This window comes from Streptomyces albicerus, assembly GCF_008905045.1.
GTDB lineage: Bacteria > Actinomycetota > Actinomycetes > Streptomycetales > Streptomycetaceae > Streptomyces > Streptomyces albicerus.
Genome location: NZ_VWMY01000019.1, coordinates 87808 through 112721 on the forward strand (window position 1 = coordinate 87808; position 24914 = coordinate 112721).

General features: G+C 70.0%; 20 protein-coding genes. 6 read left to right on the forward strand and 14 right to left on the reverse strand.

What is annotated here, in order from left to right; genetic code table 11:
• Positions 1-71: 71 nt before the first annotated feature.
• From GAS53_RS55210 to GAS53_RS18655, 3 genes are read left to right on the forward strand one after another with little or no spacing between them, the layout of a single operon-like run.
• Positions 72-455, forward strand: coding sequence for a hypothetical protein (locus GAS53_RS55210; protein ID WP_192583167.1), 384 nt, complete (start codon positions 72-74; stop codon positions 453-455).
• The gene (locus GAS53_RS18650; RefSeq protein ID WP_151478759.1) at positions 443-2224 is read left to right on the forward strand and encodes an IucA/IucC family protein; all 1782 of its coding nucleotides are present in this window, start codon (positions 443-445) and stop codon (positions 2222-2224) included. Before GAS53_RS55210 ends, GAS53_RS18650 begins: the two co-directional genes overlap by 13 nt.
• Positions 2221-3441 (forward strand): type III PLP-dependent enzyme, encoded by a 1221-nt coding sequence (locus tag GAS53_RS18655; protein WP_151478760.1) that lies wholly within the window; start codon positions 2221-2223, stop codon positions 3439-3441. Before GAS53_RS18650 ends, GAS53_RS18655 begins: the two co-directional genes overlap by 4 nt.
• A 37-nt stretch (positions 3442-3478) precedes the next feature.
• On the opposite strand, the gene GAS53_RS18660 is transcribed toward GAS53_RS18655, so the two are convergent.
• The 4 genes from GAS53_RS18660 to GAS53_RS18675 form a co-directional block, all read right to left on the reverse strand.
• Complete coding sequence (locus tag GAS53_RS18660; protein WP_151478761.1) at positions 3479-5710, reverse strand: glycosyl hydrolase family 95 catalytic domain-containing protein; 2232 nt, start codon at positions 5708-5710, stop codon at positions 3479-3481.
• Between the two features lie 293 nt (positions 5711-6003).
• Positions 6004-6501, reverse strand: coding sequence for a hypothetical protein (locus tag GAS53_RS18665; RefSeq protein WP_151478762.1), 498 nt, complete (start codon positions 6499-6501; stop codon positions 6004-6006).
• Positions 6502-6632: 131 nt separating this feature from the next.
• The gene (locus GAS53_RS18670) at positions 6633-7037 is read right to left on the reverse strand and encodes an ACT domain-containing protein (protein WP_151478833.1); all 405 of its coding nucleotides are present in this window, start codon (positions 7035-7037) and stop codon (positions 6633-6635) included.
• Positions 7038-7064: 27 nt separating this feature from the next.
• Positions 7065-7658 carry a CGNR zinc finger domain-containing protein gene (locus tag GAS53_RS18675; RefSeq protein WP_151478763.1) on the reverse strand — a complete coding sequence of 198 codons (594 nt, stop codon included), beginning with the start codon at positions 7656-7658 and terminating at the stop codon, positions 7065-7067.
• A gap of 73 nt (positions 7659-7731) precedes the next feature.
• Between GAS53_RS18675 and GAS53_RS18680 the strand changes: the two genes are divergently transcribed.
• Positions 7732-8385, forward strand: a complete 654-nt coding sequence (locus GAS53_RS18680; protein ID WP_151478764.1) for a pyridoxine/pyridoxamine 5'-phosphate oxidase — start codon at positions 7732-7734, stop codon at positions 8383-8385.
• A gap of 159 nt (positions 8386-8544) precedes the next feature.
• On the opposite strand, the gene GAS53_RS18685 is transcribed toward GAS53_RS18680, so the two are convergent.
• The 6 genes from GAS53_RS18685 to GAS53_RS18710 form a co-directional block, all read right to left on the reverse strand.
• Complete coding sequence (locus GAS53_RS18685; RefSeq protein WP_151478765.1) at positions 8545-9438, reverse strand: universal stress protein; 894 nt, start codon at positions 9436-9438, stop codon at positions 8545-8547.
• Between the two features lie 160 nt (positions 9439-9598).
• Positions 9599-9841 (reverse strand): DUF397 domain-containing protein, encoded by a 243-nt coding sequence (locus GAS53_RS18690; RefSeq protein WP_151478766.1) that lies wholly within the window; start codon positions 9839-9841, stop codon positions 9599-9601.
• Between the two features lie 83 nt (positions 9842-9924).
• Positions 9925-11091, reverse strand: a complete 1167-nt coding sequence (locus tag GAS53_RS18695) for a thiolase domain-containing protein (RefSeq protein WP_151478767.1) — start codon at positions 11089-11091, stop codon at positions 9925-9927.
• Positions 11088-12152, reverse strand: coding sequence for a thiolase domain-containing protein (locus GAS53_RS18700; protein WP_151478768.1), 1065 nt, complete (start codon positions 12150-12152; stop codon positions 11088-11090). Before GAS53_RS18700 ends, GAS53_RS18695 begins: the two co-directional genes overlap by 4 nt.
• Positions 12153-13106: a Zn-ribbon domain-containing OB-fold protein gene (locus GAS53_RS18705; RefSeq protein WP_151478769.1), complete on the reverse strand. Its 954-nt coding sequence runs from the start codon at positions 13104-13106 to the stop codon at positions 12153-12155.
• Positions 13107-13206: 100 nt separating this feature from the next.
• Entirely contained in the window at positions 13207-14007 is an 801-nt protein-coding gene (locus GAS53_RS18710) for a crotonase/enoyl-CoA hydratase family protein (RefSeq protein WP_151478770.1), read from the reverse strand.
• A gap of 187 nt (positions 14008-14194) precedes the next feature.
• Here GAS53_RS18710 and GAS53_RS18715 point away from each other — a divergent pair, with 187 nt between their 5' ends.
• Positions 14195-15814, forward strand: coding sequence for an acyl-CoA synthetase (locus GAS53_RS18715; protein ID WP_151478771.1), 1620 nt, complete (start codon positions 14195-14197; stop codon positions 15812-15814).
• Between the two features lie 88 nt (positions 15815-15902).
• Here the strand turns inward: GAS53_RS18715 and GAS53_RS18720 are convergent, their stop codons facing one another.
• Positions 15903-17891, reverse strand: coding sequence for an alkaline phosphatase family protein (locus GAS53_RS18720; protein ID WP_151478772.1), 1989 nt, complete (start codon positions 17889-17891; stop codon positions 15903-15905).
• Between the two features lie 141 nt (positions 17892-18032).
• Positions 18033-19556, reverse strand: a complete 1524-nt coding sequence (locus tag GAS53_RS18725) for an acyl-CoA synthetase (RefSeq protein ID WP_151478773.1) — start codon at positions 19554-19556, stop codon at positions 18033-18035.
• A 200-nt stretch (positions 19557-19756) separates the two neighbouring features.
• On the opposite strand from GAS53_RS18725, the gene GAS53_RS18730 reads away from it, so the two are divergent.
• The gene (locus tag GAS53_RS18730; protein ID WP_151478774.1) at positions 19757-22159 is read left to right on the forward strand and encodes a penicillin acylase family protein; all 2403 of its coding nucleotides are present in this window, start codon (positions 19757-19759) and stop codon (positions 22157-22159) included.
• Positions 22160-22257: 98 nt separating this feature from the next.
• Here the strand turns inward: GAS53_RS18730 and GAS53_RS18735 are convergent, their stop codons facing one another.
• Both GAS53_RS18735 and GAS53_RS18740 read right to left on the reverse strand, forming a co-directional pair.
• On the reverse strand, positions 22258-23808 hold the full coding sequence (locus GAS53_RS18735) for an acyl-CoA synthetase (RefSeq protein WP_151478775.1): 1551 nt from the start codon (positions 23806-23808) through the stop codon (positions 22258-22260).
• Positions 23805-24914 (reverse strand): NAD(P)H-dependent flavin oxidoreductase, encoded by a 1110-nt coding sequence (locus GAS53_RS18740; RefSeq protein ID WP_151478776.1) that lies wholly within the window; start codon positions 24912-24914, stop codon positions 23805-23807. The genes GAS53_RS18735 and GAS53_RS18740 overlap by 4 nt, the downstream gene beginning before the upstream one ends.

Sequence of the window (24914 nt, forward strand, 5' to 3'; positions counted from 1 at the left end):
CGTGGTCCTGCGGATGCCGCGCTCCGGGTTCGGCCCCCCGGCACGTGCACGCCGTCGCGGGCTGTTGCTTCGTGCCGTCGTTCGCGGCGCTGGGCGTGTCGCCGTTCCTGACCGAGATCCCGCGGGAACTCGTCGACCGGACGGTTCGCTGGGCGGGTTTGCTGGATGTCGTTCCCATCGTGTACGGCGTGCTCGGCGCCCCGCTGTGGGGGCAGCTCGCGGACCGCTTCGGCCGCAATCGGCTGTTGCTGCGTGCCCCCGGCGGGCTCTTCGGCTCGCCGGCCTTCTTCTCCACAGCCGGCGCGGTCGCCGCCGGCGTGGTCGCGGCGGCGGGCAGCGCCCGTTTCGGTTCGGCCGTACCCGTACTGATCGGCAGCGCCGTCGCCCTGCTCACCTTATGCGCGACCATCCTCCGCTCTCTTTGCACCCGCTGGAGCCCAACATGCCCTCGCTGACCGAGTCGCTCGGTAGCACCCCCGCACCCGCCACGCAGGCCCAACTCCCCTCCGCCGACGAGGCCGTGGCGCACACGCTCCTCAACTGTCTGCTGCGCGAGGTGTCTGGCCCCGAGCGTCAGACCGCCTTCACCGACGGTCATCTGCTGCTGCGCCTCCCGCGCCGGGGCGTGCTGCTGCGCGTGGCCCTGCGCCGTACGTCGCTGCTCGGCGCGCATCGCTTCAGCGGCCCGGTGAGCGAGCAGACGGCCGACGGCGGCTGGAGCGAGGTCGACTGGCGACGGCTGGCCGAGTACACGCAGGACGAGCTGTATCTGCGTACCGGTGTGCGCAATGACGAGTTCCTGGAGCAGATCGACTCCAGCCATCGGACCATCGCCGCCGCACTCCTCGTACGCACCGGGACCGGCGCGACTCCAGGGGACACGCCCGTCGCCGCCTACCTCGCCTCCGAGCAGTCGCTGCTGTTCGGGCACCGCTTCCACCCCACGCCGAAGGCGCGCACGGGGGACGCGGACTCCTGGCCGGCGTACGCGCCGGAGGCCGGCGCGGTCTTCCCCCTGCGGTACCTCGCGGTACGGGAGCACCTGATCGCCGAGGAAGCGGCGGAGCCCGGGGCTCTGGATCCGCTCGACCGGCTGGACCGGCTGGACCGGCTGGACCGGCTGGACGGCGGCGACGTACCCGACGGTTATCGGCTGCTGCCCGTGCACCCCTGGCAGTACGCGATGCTGCGCGAGCACCCGTCGCTGGGCGCCGCGCTGCGTCGCGGGGACATCCTTGACCTCGGCCTGGGCGGCAGGCCCTTCGCCGCGACGGCATCCGTACGGACGCTGTACGACGGCGAGTCGTTCCTGAAGTTCAGCCTGAACGTGCGGATCACCAACTGCCTGCGCAAGAACGCGAGTTACGAGCTGTCCGGAGCCGTCGCGCTCACCCGTGTCCTGGGCCCTGCCCTGGCCGACCTGGCCGAACGCTTCCCCGGCAGCGCGGTGCTCCGCGAGCCCGGGTACCGCAGCCTCGCCCTCCCGGGCCACGACGGAACACCGGACCGTGAGCTGCTCGAAGGCTTCGGTGTCATCGTCCGTGAGGGCCTGACGCGGCGGCTGCTGCCCGGCACCACCCCGCTGCTGGCGGCTACTGTCGCGGACGAGTATCCGACCAGTGGCGCGCACATCTCCCGTCTCCTCGGCGACGCCGACGCGCAGGCCGCGCTCGACTGGTGGTCGGCCTACCTCAGGCTGCTCGCTCCGCCCGTCCTGGCCGCCTACTTCGACCACGGTCTGGTGCTGGAACCGCATCTGCAGAACGTGCTGATCTGCGTCGACGGCGACGGGATGCCCGCCCAGGTCCTCTTCCGTGACCTGGAGGGCACCAAGCTCGTGCCCGAGCACCACGCCCAGACCCTCGCCGCGCTGTCGCCCGAGGTAGCGGGCCCGATGACGTACGACGCGCAGCGCGGCTGGGACCGGGTCGTCTACTGCCTGCTCGTGAACCACGTCGCCGAGTTGCTCGCCGCCCTCGCCGACCTGCACCCGCACGCCGAGCCCGCGCTCTGGGCGGCGGTCCGCGGCACGCTCCAGGCATACGCCGACCGGTACGGCTGCCCACCGCCGCTGGCCGCGCTGCTCGCCGGGGTGCCCCTGCCCGCCAAGGCGAACCTCCTCACCCGTTGGGAGCGCAAGGCCGACCGCGAGGCCCGATACGTCCGTCTGCCCTCACCGCTCGGCGAGGACATCCTGCGCCACACGACCGGGAATACCCGATGACCATCCTCACCGCCGCAGTACGGGACCGCGTCCTGTCGCTGCCCTCCTCCGAACTCCCCGCCTACGTCTACGACTTGGCCGCATTGCGGGAACACGCCGCATTCGTGCGGGCCGCCCTGCCCGAGCGCGTCGAGCTCTACTACGCGGCCAAGGCCAACCCCGAGCCGGAGATTCTGGCCGCTCTCTCCCCGTACGTGGACGGCTACGAGGTCGCGTCGGGCGGCGAACTCGCCCATGTCGCCAAGGCGGTGCCGGGCCGTCCGCTGGCCTTCGGCGGTCCGGGCAAGGCACCCGCCGAGATCACGGCCGCGCTGGAGCGGGGTGTGGAGCGCTTCCATGTGGAGAGCGCGCACGAGCTGCACATGCTGGCCGCACTGGCCCGGCAGGCCGCGCCCGGCACACGGGTAGCGGTCCTGCCTCGTTTCAACCTCCCTGTGGCGGCGGGCTCGTTGGCCGCGAGCTCGCTTGCGATGGGTGGCCGTCCCGCCCCCTTCGGACTCGATCCGTCCCAGGCGGACACGGTCGTGCGCCTGCTCACCGACGGCACGTATCCGCACCTCGAACTCCGGGGCGTCCACGCCCACTTGGCCAGTGGGCTCCGGGCTCCCGAACTGCTCACGGTGGCCGAGTCGATCGTGAGCTGGGCCGTGGGGCTGGCCGAGCGGCATGGGGTGCGGCTCGCCGAGGTGAACGTCGGCGGGGGCATGACGGTCGACTACGGCGTCCCCGAGTCGCGTTTCGACTGGGCCGCGTACGGCGAGGGGCTCGCCCAACTCGCCTCCAGGCACCCGGATCTGACGCTGCGTATCGAGCCCGGGCGGGCGCTGACGGCGTACTGCGGCTGGTACGCGACCGAGGTGCTGGACGTGAAGCACAGCCACGGCGAGGAGTTCGCCGTCGCGCGCGGTGGCACGCACCACCTGCGCACTCCGGCGACCAAGGGGCACGATCAGCCCTGCTCCGTGCTGGAGGTGGAGGACTGGTCGTACCCCTGGCCTCGGCCGGTGGCGCAACGCGAACTGGTCACGCTCACCGGCCAGTTGTGCACTCCGAAGGACGTCCTGGCCCGGAATGTCCCGGCGCCGGGGCTCAGGGCGGGCGACCGTGTGGCGTTCGCGCTCGCGGGCGCCTACGCGTGGAACATCTCCCACCACGATTTCCTCATGCACCCACGGCCCGGGTTCCACTTCCTGGACGCGGAGACGATCGGGAGGTGAGGGGCGTCTTGCAGGGACTCCTGACCCGGACTCCCTGTTAGGACTTCTCGCCCCAGGTGTACCTCCGCCCGGCGATCGCCTTGAGCGTGATCTCGCCGTCCGGCAGCAGATCGCTGCGGACGGTGAGACGCCCGGTCCGGGAGGCGGTCAGCGCGATGAGGGTCGCGTGACCGCCGGCCCAGTCGATGTCGACGGTGACGCCCCCGCGGGCACGCAGACCGCGCACCGAACCGTCCGGCCAGGCGGCCGGCAGCGCGGGGAGCACCTCGATCGCGTCGTACTGGCTCTGCAGCAGCATCTCGACGATGCCGGAGGTCGCGCCGAAGTTGCCGTCGATCTGGAACGGCGGGTGGGTGTCCCAAAGGTTCGGCAGCGTCGACGACTTGAGCTGTTCGCCGAGCATCTTGTGCGCATGATCGCCGTCGCGGAGCCGCGCCCAGAAGTTGATTTTCCAGGCCTTGGACCAGCCCGTGCCGCCGTCGCCGCGTGCGGTGAGCGAGACCTTCGCGGCGGCGGCCCACTTGCTGCCGGGTTCGATCTGGCGGCCGGGGTGCAGGGCGTAGAGGTGGGAGACGTGGCGGTGGTCGTCGTTCGGGTCGTCCAAGTCCGCCTTCCACTCCTGGAGTTGACCCCAGGATCCGATGCGCAGGCCGGGGTCCAGGTCGGCGAGGGTCTTCTCCAGCTCTCGACGGAAGGCCGGGCTGTCGCCCAGGATCCGGGCTGCCTCAAGGGTGTTGGTCAGCAGGTCGTGCACGATCTGCTGGGACATGGCGGCGCCCGCGGTGAAGTCACCGTGCTCGGGCGAGTAGCTGGGCGTGACGACGAGGGAGCCGTCGCGCGGATCGTTGCGCAGGTTGTCGAGCCAGAACTCGGCTGCCTCCTTCATCACCGGGTAGGCGGTGGAGCGCAGATACTTGGTGGAACCCCCGAACCGGTAGTGCTCGTACAGCTGTTGGGTCAGCCACGCGGCCGCCTCGGGGAACCAGAAGGCCGTCGACCAGTCGTGCACACCCGTGAAGCCGTACGGATTGGTCTCGTTGTGCACGACCCAGCCTCGCGAGCCGAACATGTCCTTCGCCGTACGGCGTCCGGGGGCGCGCAGCGCCTCGACGAAACGGTCGTACGGGGCTGTGGTCTCGGCGAGGTTCGCCGCCTCGGCGAGCCAGTAGTTCATCTGCAGGTTGATGTTGACGTGGTAGTCGGCCGACCACGGAGGCGAGGTGCTGTTGTTCCACACGCCTTGAAGGTTGGCGGGGAGCGAGCCGGGGCGTGAGGAGGCTATGAGGAGGTAGCGGCCGTACTGGAAGTAGAGGGCTTCCAGGGCACGGTCGGTGGCGGTGGTACCGCCGGTGTAATTCGCGAGCAGTTGGTCCGTTGGGACGTCGGGCACTTCCGCACGGAAGTCCAGGGCCACTCGGCGGAACAGGGCGCGGTGGTCGCGGACATGACGGGCGATCAGTGACTCGTAGCGTTCGCCGGCCTTGTCGATGGTGCGGGTGACGGCGGCGTGCGGGTCCTCGCCGCGGTAGTCGGGGTAGGTGTCGGCGTAGTCCGTGCCGGCGGCCAGCACGAACCAGGCGCTGTCGGCACCGGTCACGGTGATCGTGCCGTCGGCGTTCGAGGTGACGGTTCCGCCTGCGCTGCGTACGCGGATCTGTGCCTCGAAGCGCAGCCCGTTGTCCGCGAGCGTGCCGCGCACCGTCAGCTTCCCGTCGGCCGCGGTGGCGGTGAAGTCGCTGCGGAGCGAGGTGTGGCGAAGGGTGAAGGTGACGCTGCCGGGCCGGTCGGCGCTCAGCCGTCCCGCGATGACGCCGTCGGGGTACGAGGCGAAGAACTCTCTTTGGTGGCGCACCTGTTGGTGGGTGTAGACGACGGTCGCGACGGCGCTGTCGATGTCGAGTTCGCGCCGGTACGTGTCCGGGGGCGTCGCCGCTGCGTTCGGGATGTCGAAGTGGAGGTCGCCGAACGTCTGGTGGGCGCCGTATCCGACGCGCGGCTGGCCGAGCTCGGCGGCGACGGAGTCGGGGTCGAGGCGGGTTTCGGCGTCGATCTGGTCCTGCACGGCGGTGATCGCGCCCGGGCGGGCCTCGCGCCAGTTGCCGAAGTCGTAGCCCTGGGCCGAGCCGGGGCCACCGGTCCAGAGGGTCTTCTCGTTGAACTGCAGCCGCTCGGAGGCGAGCGTGCCGAACACCATGGCGCCGAGCGCCCCGTTGCCGATGGGAAGGGCTTCGCGCTCCCAGTCGGCGGCCGGGGCGGCGTACCGGAGCACCGATGGCTCCCGTGACGGGGCTTGTGCCTCGCCCTGCGGCCGACCAGGCGATACATCGGAGGTATCTGCGGCCTCGGCCCCGGAGGGCATCAGGGCTTCTGCGCCCAGGGCGAGACCGGCCGCACCGCCAGCTGCGGTTTTCAGGGTGGCTCTTCGGGATACCTCGTGCGGCTCACAGGACTCTTGCGATTCATGCGGCTCATACGACATGACCCCTGACGCTAGAGGTCCGATCACCCGAGCGGCAAGGGTCATGACACGGCACGTGCGGAGAGGGTTCCGGGCGGCGGGGTTCAGCCCTGCTGGAAGAGCTCCGCGGGCAGGGGCTTCAGGAGCGCGTACAGGTCGTCGGTGATGGGGCGGTCCCAGGCGGCGATCGTCACCAGGACGTTGTCACTGCGGTCGAACTGTACGCAGGAGATGCGCGTCTCGGAGAGCTTGAGGCGGCGCACGATGAGGAGGTTGTCGCCCTGCATGACCGGCATGTCCTCGGCACCGACGACCGTGACCTCTTCCTCGTTCTCCAGCGCCACCAGCAGCTGCGCCACCTCGAACGGGACCTCGCCCTCGGCGACGTCCCGGGCCGGCGAGCCCTCCGGCAGATTGCCGATGATCATCGCGGGGCCGCGGCCGCCGAACAGGTCGTAGCGCAGGAACACACCCTGGCAGCTTCCGTCGGGCGCGGGCAGCAGGCCCGCACCGAGATTGCCCGGCCAGTCGCCCGGGTCCATGGCCAGAACGTCGAAGTCGGGCCCGGCGGGAGTGGCGCTGCGGCGGCGGAGGAAGGACATGCCGCAATGGTACGTGCCCCGAGGGGTGGATCGGCGTGGGGTCGACGCCCGTTGACCGCGTCCGTTGACCGCGCTCCGGCCACCATCTGTATGCCCACACCTGTTGCGAGTGCCGCGGACCCGTCCGACCGTCACTGACCGGAGCGGTCGGCCAGCTGTTCCAAAAGGGCCACGGCCTCGGCCGCGCGCTCATGCGGCACGAAGAGGTGGTCGTGGTGGAAGCCCGCGACGACATTGCAGCTCAGACCCGCTTCCGCGAGCGCCTGGGCGACGGCGGCGGTGAGGCCGACGGCGTCCAGCGCGGAGTGGATCCGCAGGGTGATCCAGCCGGCCACGTAGTCGTACGTCAGTCGTGCGGCGTCGGCGTCCTCCTGCTCGACGACGAGGGCCAGACCCTCGTCCTCGACGACGGTCACGACCGGCGAGAGACCGGGAGGCGCCGTGGCGCCGGGGACGGTGGTGAAGACGAAGCGGCCGGGGTGCAGGGCGGGCTCCATGCCGCTCAGCAGTCGACCGAGATCACGTTCCGCGCCCATGCCGCTCGTGCCGCTCATACACGGAGGCTATGCCGTTTTCTTGTGCCTCTCATGATGGCGGGCGACACGGGCCCGGTTGCCGCACGACGGTTTGCACCACTCCTGACGCGGGTGGTCCTTGAGGAAGTAGCGCACACAGCGCGGCGCGTGGCAGGCGCGCAGCCGCTGCCGGTCGGGGCTCGCGAGGAACGCGATGGCGGCACGGGCGAGGGTCGCGGTGAGCTCGGCGCCGCCGTGGACGGGTTCCTGGCGTATGGCGGGGTCGGCGCCCTCCGGCCACGACAGCACGGGGACCGTCGGGGCCAGGGCCGCGCGGATGTTGAGCCGCTCGACGGCGTCCCGTACCGGCATCAGCCGGGCCGCGTCGGCCGGGCTGGGCTCGCCGGGGCGCACGGCGCGGGCGAACAGAGCGCGGACGGCGGCGCGGACGTCCCGTACCGCGGCCAGTTCGGTCTCGTCGGCCTCGAACCCGTCCGCGCCGGCTTCCGGATGCTCGCGCACCCAGGCGGTGAGGCCCGCCGCGGTGGCGAGGTCGTCGGCGACTCCACCGTGGCCGTCGTAGCGGATGGTCACGGCGAGGTCCAGGGCAAGCCGTGCGTCCGCGCTGATCGAGACGTTCATGGTGCTAATGATACGGTCGGCCTCATCCATTAGTGAACGAGCAGGTTCATGAGCGTACGACCGGGGAGGGTCCGTGGAGGATCTGCGTCAACTGCTGCGCGGCCTGGAGGTGTTCGCGGGCGAGCTGCCCGCGTTCGACCCGTCCGTGGCCCCGGACACACCGGCGGAGCTGTTCGTGGAGTGGTTGCTGGCAGCCGTGGCCGCCGGGGTGCGTGAGCCGCACGCGATGACGGTCTCGACGGCGGGCGCCGACGGGGATCCGACGGCGCGGACACTGATCCTCAAGGGCCTCGGCCCGGACGGCTGGCAGTTCGCGTCGGACGGCGGCAGCGTCAAGGCCCGGAACCTCGCCGAGCGGCCCTTTGCGGCGCTCACCTTCTACTGGCCCCAGCTCGCGCGGCAGGTCCGGGTGCGCGGCCCGGTCGTGCCCGAGAGCCCCGACGACAGTGCGGCCGACTTCCTGGCACGGGGCGCCGGAGCCCGCGCCGAGGCCCTCCTCGGCCGTCAGTCTCAGCCTCTCGCGGACCTCGCCGAGCGCGACGCGGCCGTGAAGGAGTCGCTGGCCCGTCTGGAGGCCGAGCCGGATCTGGTGGCGCCGGGCTGGACCCTGCACTCGGTGCGCGCCGAGTCCGTCGAGTTCTGGCAGGGCGACAAGGAGCGACGCCACACGCGGCTGGCGTATCTGCGGTCCGGGGAGGGCTGGGACAAACAGCTGCTGTGGCCGTGATCGCGAACCGCGACGCCGCAGCGACCGCGACACCCGCGCCAGGGCATGCGAAACACGCGCGTGCGTGCCGCTCAGTACTGCTCGGCGCTGGGCTGAACCGCCCTCACTCTCGGGCTCAGCACTCCTCAGCGCTGGGCTGAACCGCCCTCGCTGCCCGACTCAGCTCTCCTCGCCGTCCGGCGGTACCACCGCCACCGGGCTCGCCGCGTGCAACAGCACCGCCTGCGTGACCGAGCCCATCATCCGGGCGGGCGCGAGCAGCCGTCGCCGGTGGCGGCCCACCACCACGAGGTCGGCGTCTTTGGAGGCCGCGACGAGGTGACCGGCCGCGTCGCCGGGCACCACGTGCTGATCGGCGCCGACCTCGGGATGCCGCCCGATGTGCGGGGCGACGAAGCCGTCGGCCAGCGTTCTGGTCTCGGACTCGATGGCGTCCTGATCGACGATCATGGCCGGGACAAAGTCACCCGCCTGTGCGGGCCAGGGATACGCGGCGACCACCTGGACGCGTGCCCCGCGCCGGGCGGCCTCGGCGAACGCGAAGGCGAGGGCCGGATCGTTCGGGCTGTCCACGTGCAGGCCGACGACCACGCGCGGCCCGGGCCCGACGAGCTCGGAGTCGTGCACCTCGCGTCCGGGCCGGGGCACCACGACGACGGGGCACTCCGCGTCGCGCGCGGCGGCCAGTCCGTTCGAGCCGAGCAGCAGGCTCGCGAAGCCGCCGCGGCCGCGGGAGCCGAACACCATCAGCTGCGCGTCGGCGCCGAGGCCGGGCAGCAGGGCAGCGGGCGCGCCGTCCAGGGAGACGTACTCCGTGACCGGCAGGTCGGCCCGGTCCTCCAGTCGGACGCGCACGTGATCGAGGACGCGGTCGGTCTCCGTCTCCGGCTGCCCGACGGTGAGGGTCTCCGGGCGCGCCCAGGGCGCGTACTCCCGCACATGGACCACGTGCAGCGGCGCCTCGCGCCTACGGGCCGCGTCGAGGGCCCAGTCCAGGGCGCGCAGGCTGTCGTCCGACCCGTCGACCGCCGCGATGACCGGCAGGGTGCTCATGGAATCCTCGCCTCCGGAACGCCGTCTTCTGCTTCCCGGGGCCAGCCTCGCTCAGGCGTGACCCCAGGAAGGTGCCGAAGATCGCGTGTCCGGAAAAAGGGAAGGAAAACCCTCTTGTCGGATCAGGCTCCCCCACGTCCAGTCGCGTGAGGTCGCCTTCTCACGTGAGGTCGAACTCCCCCTCCCGCGCCCCTGACACGAACGCGCCCCATTCCGCGGGCGTGAAGATCAAGGAGGGGCTTTCCGGGCGGCCACTGTTGCGCATCGCGATGAATCCCTCGACAAAGGCGATCTGGACATCCCCAAGCCCACGGCTGCTGGAGTGCCAGTCGGCGTTGCTGAGGTCAAGCTCCGGCTTGTCCCAGCCCGCGAGCGGGTGCTGCTGGATGGTGCTCTCGGCCACGTCCGTGCTCCTCCCGGTTCGTCGTCCGCGGCCAGCCTAGCTTTCGGTTACTGCCGCGCACAGGCCACGTGAGGGGGACACCTTCAGGAGACCGGCGGTTCGGCTCCGACCAGCCACATCGAGAAAAACTGGGACCCGCCGCCGTAGGCGTGCCCGAGGACTCGACGGGCGCCTTCGACCTGGTGTTCTCCGGCCTGTCCACGCACTTGAAGTGCGGCTTCGGCGAACCGGATCATGCCGGAGGCCCCGATCGGATTGGTCGACAGCACGCCGCCCGACATGTTCACCGGCAGGTCCCCGTCCAGTTCCGTGACCCCGGATTCGGTGAGTTTCCAGCCCTCGCCCTCGTCGGCGAAGCCCAGGTTCTCCAGCCACATGGGCTCGTACCAGGAGAACGGGACGTACATCTCGACCGCGTCGATGTCGCGGCGCGGATCCGCGATGCCCGCCTGCCGGTACACGTCGGCCGCGCAGTCCTTGCCGGCCTGCGGCGACACACAGTCCTTGCCCGCGAACATGGTCGGCTCGGAACGCATCGCGCCGCCGAGCATCCAGGCGGGCGGCCGCGGCGAACGGGCCGCTCCCGCACGGTCGGTGAGGACCATCGCGCACGCGCCGTCGGACGACGGGCAGGTCTCCGAGTAACGGATGGGGTCCCAGAGCATGGGTGAGGCCTGGACCTTCTCCAGCGTGATGTCGTGCTCGTGGAGGTGGGCGTACGGGTTCTTGAGCGCGTTGCGGCGGTCCTTGTACGCGACGAGGGAGCCGACCGTGTCGGGGGCGCCGGTGCGCCGCATGTACGCGCGCACGTGCGGGGCGAAGAAGCCGCCGGCACCCGCGAGCAGAGGCTGCTGGAAGGGGATCGGCAGGGACAGGCCCCACATGGCGTTGGACTCGGACTGTTTCTCGTAGGCGAGGGTCAGTACGGTGCCGTGGACGCGGGCCGCGATCAGGTTCGAGGCGACGAGGGCGGTGGAGCCGCCGACGGAGCCCGCGGTGTGGACGCGCAGCATCGGTTTGCCGACCGCGCCGAGGGCGTCCGCGAGGTACAGCTCGGGCATCATGACGCCCTCGAAGAAGTCGGGCGCCTTGCCGATGACGACGGCGTCGATGTCCGCCCACGTCAACTCGGCGTCCTGGAGCGCCCTTTGGGCTGCCTCGCGGACAAGTCCCGCGATCGACACGTCCCTTCGGGCCGCGACGTGCTTGGTCTGGCCGATCCCGACGACGGCCACGGGCTCCTTGCTCATCGCGGGTCTCCCTCCAGTACGGCGACCAGGTTCTGTTGCAGACACGGACCCGACGTGGCGTGCGCGAGCGCGCGGTTGGAGTCGCCTCGCTGGATCCGGGCGGCCGCCTCGCCGATGCGGATGAGACCCGCGGCCATGACGGTGTTGGCGGCGAGCGCTCCCCCGGACGGGTTGACGTCGACACTCTCGTCCAGCCTCAGGGCCTTGCGCAGTACCACCTCCTGAGCAGTGAACGGGGCGTGCAGTTCGGCTGTGTCGACAGGCCGTTCGAAGGCTCCGGCCCTCTCCGCCGCCAGCCGCGTGGACGGCGAGTCGGTCAGATCCCGTACACCGAGACCGTGTGCCTCGATCCGGTGGTCGATGCCCCGGATCCAGGCGGGCCGCTCGCACAGTTCGCGGGCCCGCTCCCCCGCCGCGAGGATCACCGCGGCCGCTCCGTCGCCGATGGGCGGGCAGTCGCCGGTACGGAGGGGGCGTACGGCATAGTCGCCCCGCGGCACCGAACCCCTCAGCTGGGCATGGGAGTTGTCCGCGGCCGAGGCACGGCTGCGGGCGGCGACGGCGGTGAGCGCCGGCTCGTCCGTGTCACCCGCGTCGATGAGCGCCTGCGCCTGAAGAGCCGCCAGGGCTATGGAGTCCGGCCACAGGGGCGCCACGTAGTACGGGTCGAGCTGCCTGGTCAGTACGTCGCGTACGGAGCCGGGTGACGACTTGCCGAACCCGTACACGAGCGCGGTGTCGGCCTCGCCGGTGAGGAGCTTCGTCCAGGCCTCGTACAGCGCCCAGGCCCCGTCCATCTCCACATGGGACTCGGAGATCGGCGGCCAGGCCCCGACCCCGTCGAGCGCCATCGTGAAGGAGAACGCCCGGCCCGCGAGATAGTCCGTGGAACCCGAGCAGGTGAAGCCGATGTCGCTGGTCTTCAGACCGGTACTGGCCAGCACCTGGTGCAGGACCGGCATGAGCATCTCGACTTCGGAGAGCTCGTCGGTGGTGCGCAGGTGATCGGTCTGCGCGAAGGCGACGACGGCGATGTCCCTCAGCGGCCGCGGCGCGGGCATCTACACCAGCTCCTTGTACGTGTCGTAGTCCGCGTCGGGTTCGCCGGTGGGCCGGTAGTGGTCGGGATAGCGGCCCCCGTCCGTCCACACCGGCTCGACGCGCAGGCCCATACGCACCTGGTCATAGGGGATGCCGCCGATACGGCCGTGCAGGGCGAGGTCGGCGCCGTCCAGGGCGATGTGCCCATAGACGTAAGGCACTTCGATGTCGAGGTTCTTCGCCTTGATGTTGACGATGCAGTACGTCGTGACCGTGCCCCGCGGCCCCACCTCGACCTGTTCCGATGTGGCCACACCACAGGTGGGGCACGCACCCCTCGGCGGGACGTACACCTTGCGGCAGGACGGGCAACGCTCACCGACGGTCCGCCGCTCGACGAGCGCGTTGATGTAACCGGACTGGGCACGGCCGGGCGAATAGACGTAGTCGAGACGGGCCGGCGCGACGATACCGGTCACCATGTCCGCGAACTGCCCGTCGTGGCCGGTGAGTTCGCGGGTACCGTCCTTGCCGCCCTCGTACGGCTCGAAGCAGGCGATGTCCGTGATGGCACCGGAGCGTTCCTCGGCCCAGCGGACCCGGACCCGCATTCCGGTGTGTACGGACTCGGGGCCGCCGGGCGCGTCGAGGGCGTGCAGGAGGGCGGTGTCGGCGCCGTCCAGTTTCACCAGGACCCAGGCGAACGGCGTGTCCAGCGGCTGGCCCCGGCGAGGTTCGTGGTTCCAGGCCCAGGTGGTGACCGTACCGGTGGGCGAGACCTCCACGAGGTCGCGGAGGTCATCGGACGTGACGGGGTCGTACTCGACGGGCGGCACCAGAATCCGCCCGTCAACGGTCTTCACCCCAAGCACGACCCGCTCGCGCAGCCCGGTGAGGAACGCACTCTGGACGGGCCCGAGGGAACGAGTGAAGGGAAACTCGACGACCAGGGGGGCTTTGAGAACTTCAGGCACTGGGTCTCCTCACACGACGGGGCTGCGCCCCGTTAAGGGGCGCGGGGAACTGCGCGACCAGCCACAACGGACCCGCAGCGTCAAACCGGCCTGCCAAACGTCACTCCCGCCGATACACCGGCGGACGCTTCTCCGCAAAAGCCCTCGAACCCTCCTTGGCGTCAGCCGTATCGAAGATCGGCCACCCCCGCTTCAGCTCGGCGGCAAGCCCATCGGCCTCGGTCATCTCCGCGGTCTCGTACACGGACGCCTTGACGGCCTCGACGGCGAGCGGACCACACGCGTTGATCCGCCCGGCGATCGCGAGAGCCTTCTCCAGGGCCGTCCCGTCGGGGACGACATGCCCGATCAGACCGATGTCGGCGGCCTCCCGCGCCGAGTACGGCCGACCGGTGAGCAGCATCTCCAGCGCGTGCGTGCGCGGAATCTGCCGCTGGAGGCGAACCGTCGAGCCGCCGATCGGGAACAGACCGCGCTTCACCTCGAAGAGCCCGAACGTGGCGGACTCCCCCGCGACCCGGATGTCGGTCCCCTGAAGGATCTCGGTACCGCCGGCCACACAGTGGCCCTCGACCGCGGCGATCACCGGTTTGCGCGGCCGGTGGTGGCGGAGCATCGCCTTCCAGTGCAGATCGGGGTCGGCCGTCAGGCGGTCCCGGTACTGCTGCCCCTCCATCCCCTTGCCCGCCAGGGCCTTGAGGTCCATGCCCGCGCAGAACGCGCCGCCCGCGCCGGTCAGGACGATCGAGCGGATGGCGTCGTCCTCGTCGGCCTCGACCCAGCCGTCGTACAGACCGACCAGCATCGGCAGCGAGAGCGCGTTCTTGGCCTCGGGCCTGTTGAGCGTGAGCACCAGTGTGGCGCCTTCGCGCTGCACGGTGAGGTGTTCCGTCCCACCCATTGCCGTCCTCCCGTCTCAGGAACGAGAACAGGTTGCAGGAGGCGCGGGAGCACTTCAAGGGTTTTCTGACACGCAGTCAGATTTCTTCTGCGCGAACCCTTCACAGTTGTGGCGGGCTTTGCTCTGATGACCGGCGAAGCGATGACGCACGTCCATTCGCCGATGCTTGCCGGGGTCAGGAGGAGCGGTGGAGTACAACCTTGCCGACCTGTTCGAGTCGGTCGTCGACGTGGTCCCCGACCGCGAGGCGCTCATCCATATCGACCATCCCGGTACGGGTGCGGAGCGCCGCCTGACGTACGCGGAGCTGGACGCGGCGGCCAACCGCGTCGCGCACCACCTGATCGACAGCGGCATACGTCCCGGTGAGCATCTCGGGCTGCACCTCTACAACGGCATCGAGTATCTGCAGACCGTCCTCGGGTGCCTCAAGGCACGGATCGTGCCGGTCAACGTCAACTACCGCTATGTGGAAGAGGAGTTGGTCTACCTCTACCGGGACGCCGATCTGGTGGCGCTGGTCTTCGACACGGAGTTCACCGAGCGGGTCGCGGCGGCCCTGCCGCAGGCCACGGCGCTGCGGCACCTGATCCGGGTGGGCGCTCCGGCACCGGACGCACCCTCACTGCCCGCCGTGGACTTCACCGACGCGGAGGCCTCCGGGTCCCACGGGCGCGGATTCCCACCACGCTCGGCCGACGACCAGTTCATCATCTACACCGGCGGCACGACCGGTATGCCCAAGGGTGTGATGTGGCGCCAGGAGGATCTGTTCTTCTCGGGGCTGGGCGGTGGCGCGCCGACCGGTGAGCCGGTGAAGACGCCGGAGGAGCTCGCCGAGCGGGTCGCGGCCGGCGGAGACGGGATCACCTTCTTCCCCACCGCACCCCTGATGCACGGCACCTCCACCCTCACCGCCTTCATCGGCTTCAACTTCGGCCAACGCGTCGTGATCCACCGCAAGTTCGTGCCCGAAGAAGTGCTGCGGACGATCGAGAAGGAGAAGGTCACCAGCGTGTCCCTGGTCGGCGACGCGATGCTGCGGCCGCTGATCGACGCGCTGAACGGGCCCATGAAGGGCACCGACTGCTCCGCCCTGTTCAGTGTCTCGTCGTCCGGCGCGATCATGTCCGAGACGGTGCGCGCGCAGTTCCAGGCGCTCGTGCCGAACGTGATGCTGCTCAACAACTTCGGCTCCTCGGAGTCCGGTTTCAACGGCACGGCCACGGAGGACTCGGGTCCTGACCGCGGCTTCCGGATCCGCGTCAACTCCCGTACGCAGGTGGTGGATCCGGCGACCTACGAGCCGGTCGCCGTCGGCGAGCCCGGCCGGATCGCCCAGCGCGGGCATGTACCCCTCGGCTACTACAACGACCCGAAGAAGACCGCCGAGACCTTCTTCCAGAAGGGCGGCGAGCGGTGGGTGCTGCTCGGCGACATGGCGACCGTCGACGAGGAAGGCGTAGTCACCGTCCTCGGCCGCGGCTCGCAGTGCATCAACACCGGTGGCGAGAAGGTGTATCCGGAGGAGGTCGAGCAGGCGCTCAAATCGCATCCGGACGTGTACGACGCACTGGTGGCCGGAGTGCCCGACGAGAAGTGGGGCAACCATGTGGCGGCCGTGGTGCAGCTGCGCGACGGCGCGGGCCGCCCCTCCCTGGACGACATCCAGACCCACTGCCGTACGCATCTCGCGGGCTACAAGATCCCCCGCCAACTGGTGATCACGGACACCATCCAGCGATCACCGAGCGGCAAGGCGGACTACCGGTGGGCACGGTCAGTGGCGGCGGAGGCGTCCCGCTAAGCGGTCTCGGGGAGGTGGGGGCGTGCCTCACCTCCCCGAGACCGCTTAGCTTCCCCCGGAGCAGGGAAACCCTCGCTCCCTGCTCTGACTAGGGTTTGGGCGTCGAGCCGTACGCCGTCAGGAAGCGGTCGCGGAAGGAGTCCATCCGCCACACCGGTGCCTTCTTGTCGGGCTTGATTCCGTCCGTCCAGCCCCAGTCTTCGATCTTGTCCAGTACGGACTTGTCGTGGGCGACGATCGAGACCGGCACGTCCCGGCTGGCGTTGTTGCCGCTGACGCGAGCCATGGGCTGGTGGTCGCCGAGGAAGACGAGCACGGTGTCCTTGCTGCCGTACTTCACCACGTAGTCGATGAGGGAGTTCACCGAGTACTCGATGGACTCGCCGTACGCCTTCTTCACCTTGCCGGAGTCGTAGAAGACGTCGCCGGGGTCCTTGCCGGCCTTCTGGATGCCCTCGTAGACCGAGCCGTCGCCGACCTGGTCCCAGGGGATCGTCTTGGGGAGGGGCGCCCAGGGCTGGTGGCTGGAGGTCAGGATGATCTCCGACATCAACGGCTTGTCCTGCTTCTTGCCGTGCTCCAGCCGCTCGAAGGCCGACAGGGTGTACTGGTCGGGCATGGTCGACCAGCTGAACTTCGGACCCTCGTATCCCAGTTCGCGGGAGTCGTAGACCTCGTCGAGGCCGTAGAACTTGCCCTCGGGCCAGTTCTTCTGGACGCCCGGCATGACGCCCACCGTCCGCCAGGCACCGGTGCGCTGGAAGGCGCCCGTGAGGGTCAGGTGCTCGCCCGCGGTGACGGTGCGGTAGCGGTTCTGGTTGTTGATCCACAGGCCCGACAGGAAGGTCGAGTGGCCGAGCCAGCTGCTGCCGCCGTACGTCGCCGAGGTGAGCCAGCCGCTCTTGGCCGAGAACCCGGCCTTGGTCAGCGCCTCATTCTGCGCCGCGAGCGTCGCGTCGACGCCCGGCGCGATGTCCGGGTCCTCGACCGCGCTGCGGCCGTAGCTCTCGATGAAGGCGATCATGACGTCCTTGCCGCGCAGATCGGTGAGCAGCTGACTGCCCGGGGTGCTGCCGAAGGCGTCCTTCTTGGCCTCCTTGGCGAACTCCGCCTCGTCCTTGAGAGTCGCGCGCACCCGGTGCACACGGTCCTCGACGAGGGCGGCCGTGCTCCTGGCCGCGATCGGCGAACCGGTGCCGAGCTGCAGACCGAGCGCCGCGCAGGTGACCCAGGCGGTCCCGGCCACCAGGGTGGCCCGGCTGGCCGCGTCGCGGTTGCGGGCCATGACGTTGCTCACCCGGAGCACCGCCAGGGTCAGCACGACGAGCACGATGAGGACGAGGGCCACGACCCCGATCAGGGCGCCGATCGCACCCCCGCTGCCCATCGAGTCCTTGATGTACGCCTGTGCGTCGTCGAAGAGGACCCAGTCGAGGACCACGTTGAATCCTCGGCCGAGGAACATGTTGAAGCCGATGTCGAGGAGGTTCAGCACGGTCAGCAGGCCGAGGCCCAGGCCGGCGAGGACCGCCATCACCAGCCGTGGCCTGCGCGGCAGGACGATCAGCACGGCGGCGCCGAGGACGGCCTCCACCGGGATGCGTACGAACAGGCCGGGCCGGAACTTGTCGAGAGAGGTCGGCATGAGAAGCGCGAAGCACACGAGCGCGAGGGAGAGGGCTGTGATCGTCCACCCCACGTTGCGCGCGGCGACCGGGTGCTTCTCCCGCCACTTGCGGGCGGCGACGGGCTTGTCCGGGGTCTCGGTGGGGCTGTCGCTCGCCTCGGTGGGGCTGTCACCCGCCTCGGTAGGACCGTCACCCGCCTCGGTGGGACTGTCGCTCGCCTCGGCAGGATCGTCACTCGCGGAGGCGTCCTCTTCAGCCCCTTCAGCTGCGGCGCTCTCCTCAACTGCGGGGCCGGTCTCGGAGGCGGTGCCCTCCTCAGCCGCCGGACTCTCTTCCGAGAGGGCGGGGTCGTCGGGCGCGGCCGTCGGAGAGGCCTCCGGCGTCACGTCCTCCTCCGGGGTTGTCCGGTCCGTGTCCGGCAGTTCACGAGAGCTTGTGGTGCGCGACAACCCGAAGGTCCTTCCTTGCGAAACCCGGTGGTGACTCGGCGGACCAGGATCGGGTGGTCGGGCCGCCGTTACTGGTACGGCTCACCGGCGGATTCAGTTCAACCCGTCATCCAACCCATCGAGGATCCCACCCCCTGGGATTCAATCACCGGCTTCGACCGCCGGAGAAATCTCCCCGAACCGGTCCCTCAGCTCCCGCTTGAGGATCTTCCCGCTGGCATTGCGCGGCAGCTCGTCCACGAACAGCACCCGCTTCGGCGCCTTGAAGTGGGCGAGCTTGTCGCGCGCGTGGGTGACGAGCTCGTCCTCCGTGACCTCACCACGGGGGACGACCACCGCGGTCACGGCCTCGATCCACCGCTCGTCCGGCAGCCCGATCACCGCGACCTCGGCCACCTCGGGATGCGTGTACAGCGCGTCCTCGACCTGCCGCGAAGCGACGAGTACGCCCCCGGAATTGATGACGTCCTTCACCCGGTCGACGACGGTGAAGTATCCGTGGGCATCCCGCACCACGAGATCGCCGGAGTGGAACCAGCCGTCCCGGAAGGCCTCGGCCGTCTCTTCGGGCTTGTCCCAGTAGCCCTCGCACAACTGCGGTGACCGGTAGACGACCTCACCGGAGGTGCCGTCGGGCACGTCCTTGCCGTTCTCGTCGACCACCCGCGCGTCCACGAACAGCACCGGACGGCCGCAGGAGTCCATGCGCCCCTTGTGCTCGTGGGGCCCGAGGACCATGGCCAGCGGGCCGATCTCGCTCTGACCGAAACAGTTGTAGAAGGCCAGTTTCGGGAGCCTTTCGCGGAGCCGCTCCAGTACGGGCACCGGCATGATCGACGCCCCGTAGTACGCCTTGCGCAACCCGCTCAGGTCGCGTGTCGCGAAGTCGGGGCGGTTCGACAGGCCGATCCACACGGTGGGCGGCGCGAAGAGACTGTCCGCGCGGCCGGCCTCGACCAGGTCGAAGAGCTGGTCGCCGTCGGGCGCGTCGAGGATGGTGTTCTGGGCGCCGACCGCGAGATACGGCAGCAGGAACACGTGCATCTGCGCCGAGTGGTAGAGCGGCAGCGAGTGCACGGGCAGATCCCCCGCGCTCAGATCGAGAGCGGTGATCGCGCTCAGATACTCGTGCACCAGCGCCCGGTGGGTCATCATCGCGCCCTTGGGGAGGGCCGTCGTACCCGAGGTGTAGAGCAGTTGCACCAGGTCCTCGGTGCGCGGTTCGGGACCGTCGTACGGAGGCGTCGAGTCCAGCCGTGCGAGCAGCGAGTCGTCGGCGTCGCGCAGCGGCACCACCCGTACGCCCTCGGGCAGTCGACCGGCGAGGTCCGGGTCGGCCAGGACCAGCGTGCTGCCCGACTGGCCGATGATGTACGCCAGGTCGTCGCCGGTCAGGTTCTGGTTGACCGGTACGTGTACGAGTCCGGCCCGCGCGCAGGCCAGGAAGCCGATGAGGTACGCGTCCGAGTTGTGGCCGTAGGCACCGACGCGGTCGCCGGGCGCCGCCCCGGACGAGCGCAGCACCTGCGCCGCTCGGGAGACCGCCTCGTCGAGTTCGGCGTACGTCCAGGAGCGTTCGCGGTAGGTGACCGCGACCCGAGCCGGGGTGCGCCGGGCGCTGCGCTGCAGCACCCCGTCAACCGTGCTGCCGTGTCCAGGCGTCATGACACATGATCCTCGTTCCGCGCCACGAGCGAGGTCAAGTCTCGCGAAGCGAGGCCGGCCCTCGCGAAGGCGGCGGGGCCCGGTCACGCCACGCAGGTGAGATCCAGTCACGCGAAGGAGGTCAGGACCGAACCACCGACACGGTGCATACCCGTTGGTACGCTCAACCGCACCTTCCCTCAATGACGTTGGGAGGCACGATGCGCACCCGCCTGAGACAGTTCGTGATCACGGTCGTCGCCCTGTGCACCGCCTCGGCCGCGCTGCCCGCGGCCGCGGCCGATGGCCAGGACCGGCAGGAACATCCCTCGCACGGCGGTCTGTCCGCCGTCATCCGCTACACCGAATACGGCATTCCGCACATCCTCGCGAAGGACTACGCGAACCTCGGTTTCGGCACCGGCTGGGCACAGGCCGCCGACCAGGTGTGCACCCTCGCCGACGGCTTCGTGACCGTTCGCGGCGAGCGCTCCCGCTTCTTCGGCCCCGACGCGGCGCCGGACGGCTCGCTCTCGTCGGCCGCGAAGAACCTTTCCAGCGACCTGTACTTCCGCGGAGTGCGGGACGCGGGCACCGTGGAGAGGCTGCTCGCCGAACCCGCGCCCCGAGGGCCGGGCCGTCAGGTCAAGGAGCTGATGCGCGGCTGGGCGGCCGGCTACAACGCCTGGCTGAAGCAGAACCGGATCACCGACCCGGCGTGCAAGGGCGCCGTCTGGGTACGGCAGGTGACGCCCCTGGATGTGGCGTCCCGCGGTTTCGCGCTGTCCGTGCTCGGCGGCCAGGGCCGCGGCGTGGACGGCATCACGGCCGCACAGCCCCCGGCCAACGGGACGGCGCGTACACCGGACGCCCAGGACACCGCGCGCGCCACGCAGAAGCTCTTCGCCTCGGGCGCGTCCGACATGGGCTCCAACGCCGTGGCGTTCCACGGCGACACAACGGCCAACGGCCGGGGCCTGCTCCTGGGCAACCCGCACTACCCGTGGCAGGGCGGCCGCCGCTTCTGGCAGTCCCAGCAGACGATCCCGGGCGAACTCAACGTCTCCGGCGGCTCCTTGCTCGGCTCGGCGACGATATCCATTGGCCACAACGCACATGTGGCCTGGAGCCATACCGTCGCCACGGGCGTCCCCCTCAACCTCCATCAGCTGACGCTCGATCCGGCCGATCCCACCACGTATCTGGTGGACGGCAAACCGGAGCGCATGACGAAGCGGACCGTGACCGTCGGCGTGAAGGACGCCGCGCCCGTGACCCGCACCCAGTGGTGGACGCGGTACGGCCCGGTCGTCAACTCCCTCGGCGCCCAGGTTCCGCTGCCCTGGACCACGACGACGGCGTACGCGCTGAACGACCCCAACTCCCTCAACCTACGTGCCTCGGACACCGGGCTCGGCTTCAGCAAGGCACGCAGCACCGGTGACATCCTCAAGACGCTGAAGCGGACGCAGGGGCTGCCGTGGGTCAACACGATCGCGGCCGACTCCGGCGGGCACTCGCTGTTCACGCAGTCGCAGGTACTCCCCCGCATCACCGACGAGCTCGCCCTGCGCTGCTCGACGGCGCTCGGCAAGGTCACGTATCCGTCGTCCGGTCTGGCGATCCTGGACGGCTCGAAGAGCGACTGCGCGCTGGGGAAGGACGACGATGCACTGCAGCCGGGCGTCTTCGGACCCTCGAAGATGCCGGTCCTCAAGGACGCGCCGTACGCGGAGAACTCCAACGACAGCGCCTGGCTGGCCAACGCCGACCGGCCGCTGACGGGCTACGAGCGGGTCTTCGGCAGCATCGGTACCCCGCGTTCGCTGCGCACACGCGGCGCGATCGAGGACGTGGCGGCCATGGCGGGGCGCGGCGACCTGACCGTGAAGGACCTCCAACGACAGCAGTTCGCGAACCGCGCGCCCGCAGGCGATCTCGCGGCGGACGACGCAGCCCGTGCCTGCGCCGCACTCCCGGGAGGCATGGCAACGGGCAGCGACGGCACGGCGGTTGACGTCACGGAGGCCTGCGGCGCGCTCAAGGCGTGGGACCACTCCATGGACACCGGCAGCCGGGGCGCGCTGCTCTTCGACCGGTTCTGGCGGAAGCTGATCGCGGCGGTGCCGGCCGCGCAGCTGTGGAAGGTGCCGTTCTCGGCGGCGGACCCGGTGCGCACCCCGAACACGCTGAACACCGACGCACCGGGGTTCGCCAGGGCTCTCGCCGACACCGTGACCGAACTGCGCGCGGCGGGCATCGCCCTGGACGCGAAGCTCGGGACGAACCAGTTCGTCGTACGCGGCGGTCAGCGCATCCCCGTCCCGGGCGGCACCGAGTCGCTCGGTGTGTGGAACAAGATCGAGCCGGTGTGGAGCGCGGCGGCCGGCGGCTATGCGGAGGTCAGCACCGGGTCGAGCTACATCCAGGCGGTCGGCTGGGACGGCAGCCGCTGCCCGGTGGCCCGTACGCTCCTGACGTACGCGCAGTCGTCGAATCCGACCTCGGCCCACTTCGCCGACCAGACGCGGCTGTTTTCGGCCGAGAAGTGGGTGACGTCCCGCTTCTGCGAGAAGGACATCTTCTCCTCGCCCGCGCTGAGGGTGGTGCGAGTGCACGATTGAGCGAGTGAGCAAGTGCCTGTGGTTCCGCCCCACATGGGGTGGGACCACAGGCGATCGTGACAACCTGCGGCATCAGGACGACCAATCTCACCCCGGCCTCACACGGGACGAGTACGCCCCTCCCAATACGGCTCTCGCAACCGCCGCTTGTAGAGCTTGCCGTTGGGGTCGCGCGGCATGGCCTCGATGAAGTCGACGCTCTTGGGCCGCTTGTACCCGGCCAGTTGCCGCTCGCAGTGCTCCAGGATCTCGGCGGCCAGGGCATCGCCCGGTTCGAAGCCGGGGGCGGGTTCGACGACGGCCTTGACCGCCTCGCCCCAGTCGTCGTGCGGAATTCCGAAGGCGGCGGCGTCGGCGACGGCGGGGTGGGTGAGCAGCGCGGCCTCGATCTCGGCGGGGTAGATGTTGACGCCGCCCGAGATGATCATGTCGATCTTGCGGTCGCGGAGGAAGAGATAGCCGTCCTCGTCGAGATATCCCAGGTCGCCGACGGTGAAGAAGTCGCCGATGCGGTTCTTCTTCGTCTTGGTCTCGTCCTTGTGGTAGGAGAATCCGCCCGTGCTCATCTTCATGTAGACGGTGCCCAGTTCGCCCGGCGGCACCTTGTTGCCATCGTCGTCGAAGACCGCCAGCTCGCTGATGGGCCAGGCCTTTCCGACCGTGCCGGGCTTCTTCAGCCAGTCCTCGGCGGTCGCGAAGGCACCACCGCCCTCGCTGGCCGCGTAGTACTCCTCGACGCTGTGGCCCCACCAGTCGATCATGGCCCGTTTCACGTGGTCCGGGCACGGGGCGGCGCCGTGGATGGCGTGCCGCATGGACGAGACGTCGTAGGCCGCCCTCGTCTGCTCCGGCAGTGCGAGCAGGCGGTGGAACTGGGTCGGGACCATATGGGTGTGCGTGCACTTGTGGGTGTCGATGAGCCGCAGCATCTCCTCGGGCGTCCACTTGTCCATCAGCACCAGCCGGTGCCCGATGTGCAGGGACGCGCCCGCGAACTGGAGGACCGCCGTGTGGTAGAGCGGCGAACACACCAGATGCACGTTGTCGTCGAAGGGCTTGATGCCGAAGATGCCGAGGAAGCCGCCGAGATACGACTCCTCGGGGAGCTTGCCGGGCAGCGGGCGCCGTATGCCGCGCGGGCGGCCCGTCGTACCCGAGGTGTAGTTCATGACCCAGCCGAGCGTGCGGTCCTCGGGCGCCGACCCGGGCTGCCCGTCGAGGAGTTCGGCGTACGGCCTGAAGCCTTCGACCGCGCCGACCGCGTACCGCCGGTCCCCGGGGAGCTTCGCCTCGTCGGCCGCATGGCGTGCCGCGTCGGCGAACCGCTCGTGCGCGATGAGCACCTTGGCACCGGAGTCGGAGACGATCCAGGCGATCTCGGGGCCGACGAGATGGTGGTTGACGGGCACGAGATAGAAGCCGGCCTGCGAGGCGGCGAGGTACGCGGTGAAGAACTCGACGCTGTTGGGCAGGACGACGGCGAAGGCGTCACCGCGTTCGAGCCCGGCGGCGCGCAGTCCGTGCACCAGCCGGTTCGTCTCGGCGTGCAGCCGTCCGGCGGTCCACTCCTCGCCGTCGGGCGCGATGAGCACGGTGCGTTCGGGGTCGGCCGTGGCCTGCTCCCAGAAGCCGTTGGAGGACTGACTCACGCCTGGCTCCTTCCGGCGATGCGGTTGAGTCGGTCGACGGCCTTCTCGAAGCCGCGGGTGAGGTCGTCGACGACCTCCTGGACGCTGCGTTCGCTGTTCATCCGGCCGACGATCTGCCCGACGGGCGTGCCGAGCAGCGGTTCCACCTCGTACTTCTGGATCCGCGAGACCGCCTCGGCGACCAGCAGCCCCTGCAGGGGCATGGGGAGTGTGCCGGGTCCGTTCGGGTCGTCCCAGGCGTCGGTCCATTCGGTACGCAACTGCCGTGCGGGTTTCCCGGTCAGCGCCCGCGAACGGACCGTGTCGCCGGATCCGGCGGCCAGCAGCTTCTGGGTCAGGGCGCGTGAGTGCATATCGGCCTCAGTGGTGGTCAGCCATATAGAGCCGAGCCACACACCTTGGGCGCCGAGAGTGAGCGCGGCGGCCATCTGCTGGCCGCTGCCGATGCCGCCCGCCGCGAGCACGGGCAACGGGTCGACGGCATCCACGACTTCGGGTGTGAGCACCATCGAGGCGATCTCACCGGTGTGGCCGCCGGCCTCGTAGCCCTGCGCGACGACGATGTCGATGCCCGCCTCCGCGTGCTTGCGGGCGTGCCGGGCGCTGCCCGCGAGCGCGGCGACGAGTACGCCCTGGTCGTGGGCGCGTTCGATGACATCGGCGGGTGGTGAACCGAGTGCGTTGGCCAGCAGCTTGATCGGATAGTCGAAGGCGACGTCCAGCTGGGTGCGGGCGACCTGTTCCATCCAGCCGGTGATGCGCCAGCCGGAGGCCTCGCCCTCGGCGAGTTCCGGCACGCCGTGCTTGGCGAGGGTGTCATTGACGTACTGGCGGTGCGCCTCGGGGATCATCGCCTCCACGTCCCCCTCGGTCACGCCTTCGACCTTCTTGGCGGGCATCACGACGTCCAGCCCGTACGGCCTGCCGTCGACGTTCGCCTCGATCCAGTCGAGGTCGCGTTTGAGGTCGTCGGGGGCGGTGTAGCGGACCGCACCGAGCACACCGAATCCACCCGCTCTGCTGAGGGCAGCGGCGACGGCGGGGAACGGCGTGAAGCCGAAGAGGGCGTGCTCGACTCCCAGTTTCTTGCTCAGCTCCGTCTGCAT

Excerpts from the sequence above, each read along its gene's own strand:
- GAS53_RS18650 (WP_151478759.1), top strand. The coding sequence starts at position 443 with ATGCCCTCGCTGACCGAGTCGCTCGGTAGCACCCCCGCACCCGCCACG.
- GAS53_RS18655 (WP_151478760.1), top strand. The coding sequence starts at position 2,221 with ATGACCATCCTCACCGCCGCAGTACGGGACCGCGTCCTGTCGCTGCCC.
- GAS53_RS18665 (WP_151478762.1), bottom strand. The coding sequence starts at position 6,501 with ATGTCCTTCCTCCGCCGCCGCAGCGCCACTCCCGCCGGGCCCGACTTC.
- GAS53_RS18670 (WP_151478833.1), bottom strand. The coding sequence starts at position 7,037 with ATGGGCGCGGAACGTGATCTCGGTCGACTGCTGAGCGGCATGGAGCCC.
- GAS53_RS18675 (WP_151478763.1), bottom strand. The coding sequence starts at position 7,658 with ATGAACGTCTCGATCAGCGCGGACGCACGGCTTGCCCTGGACCTCGCC.
- GAS53_RS18685 (WP_151478765.1), bottom strand. The coding sequence starts at position 9,438 with ATGAGCACCCTGCCGGTCATCGCGGCGGTCGACGGGTCGGACGACAGC.
- GAS53_RS18695 (WP_151478767.1), bottom strand. The coding sequence starts at position 11,091 with ATGAGCAAGGAGCCCGTGGCCGTCGTCGGGATCGGCCAGACCAAGCAC.
- GAS53_RS18700 (WP_151478768.1), bottom strand. The coding sequence starts at position 12,152 with ATGCCCGCGCCGCGGCCGCTGAGGGACATCGCCGTCGTCGCCTTCGCG.
- GAS53_RS18710 (WP_151478770.1), bottom strand. The coding sequence starts at position 14,007 with ATGGGTGGGACGGAACACCTCACCGTGCAGCGCGAAGGCGCCACACTG.
- GAS53_RS18725 (WP_151478773.1), bottom strand. The coding sequence starts at position 19,556 with ATGACGCCTGGACACGGCAGCACGGTTGACGGGGTGCTGCAGCGCAGC.
- GAS53_RS18730 (WP_151478774.1), top strand. The coding sequence starts at position 19,757 with ATGCGCACCCGCCTGAGACAGTTCGTGATCACGGTCGTCGCCCTGTGC.
- GAS53_RS18740 (WP_151478776.1), bottom strand. The coding sequence starts at position 24,914 with ATGCAGACGGAGCTGAGCAAGAAACTGGGAGTCGAGCACGCCCTCTTC.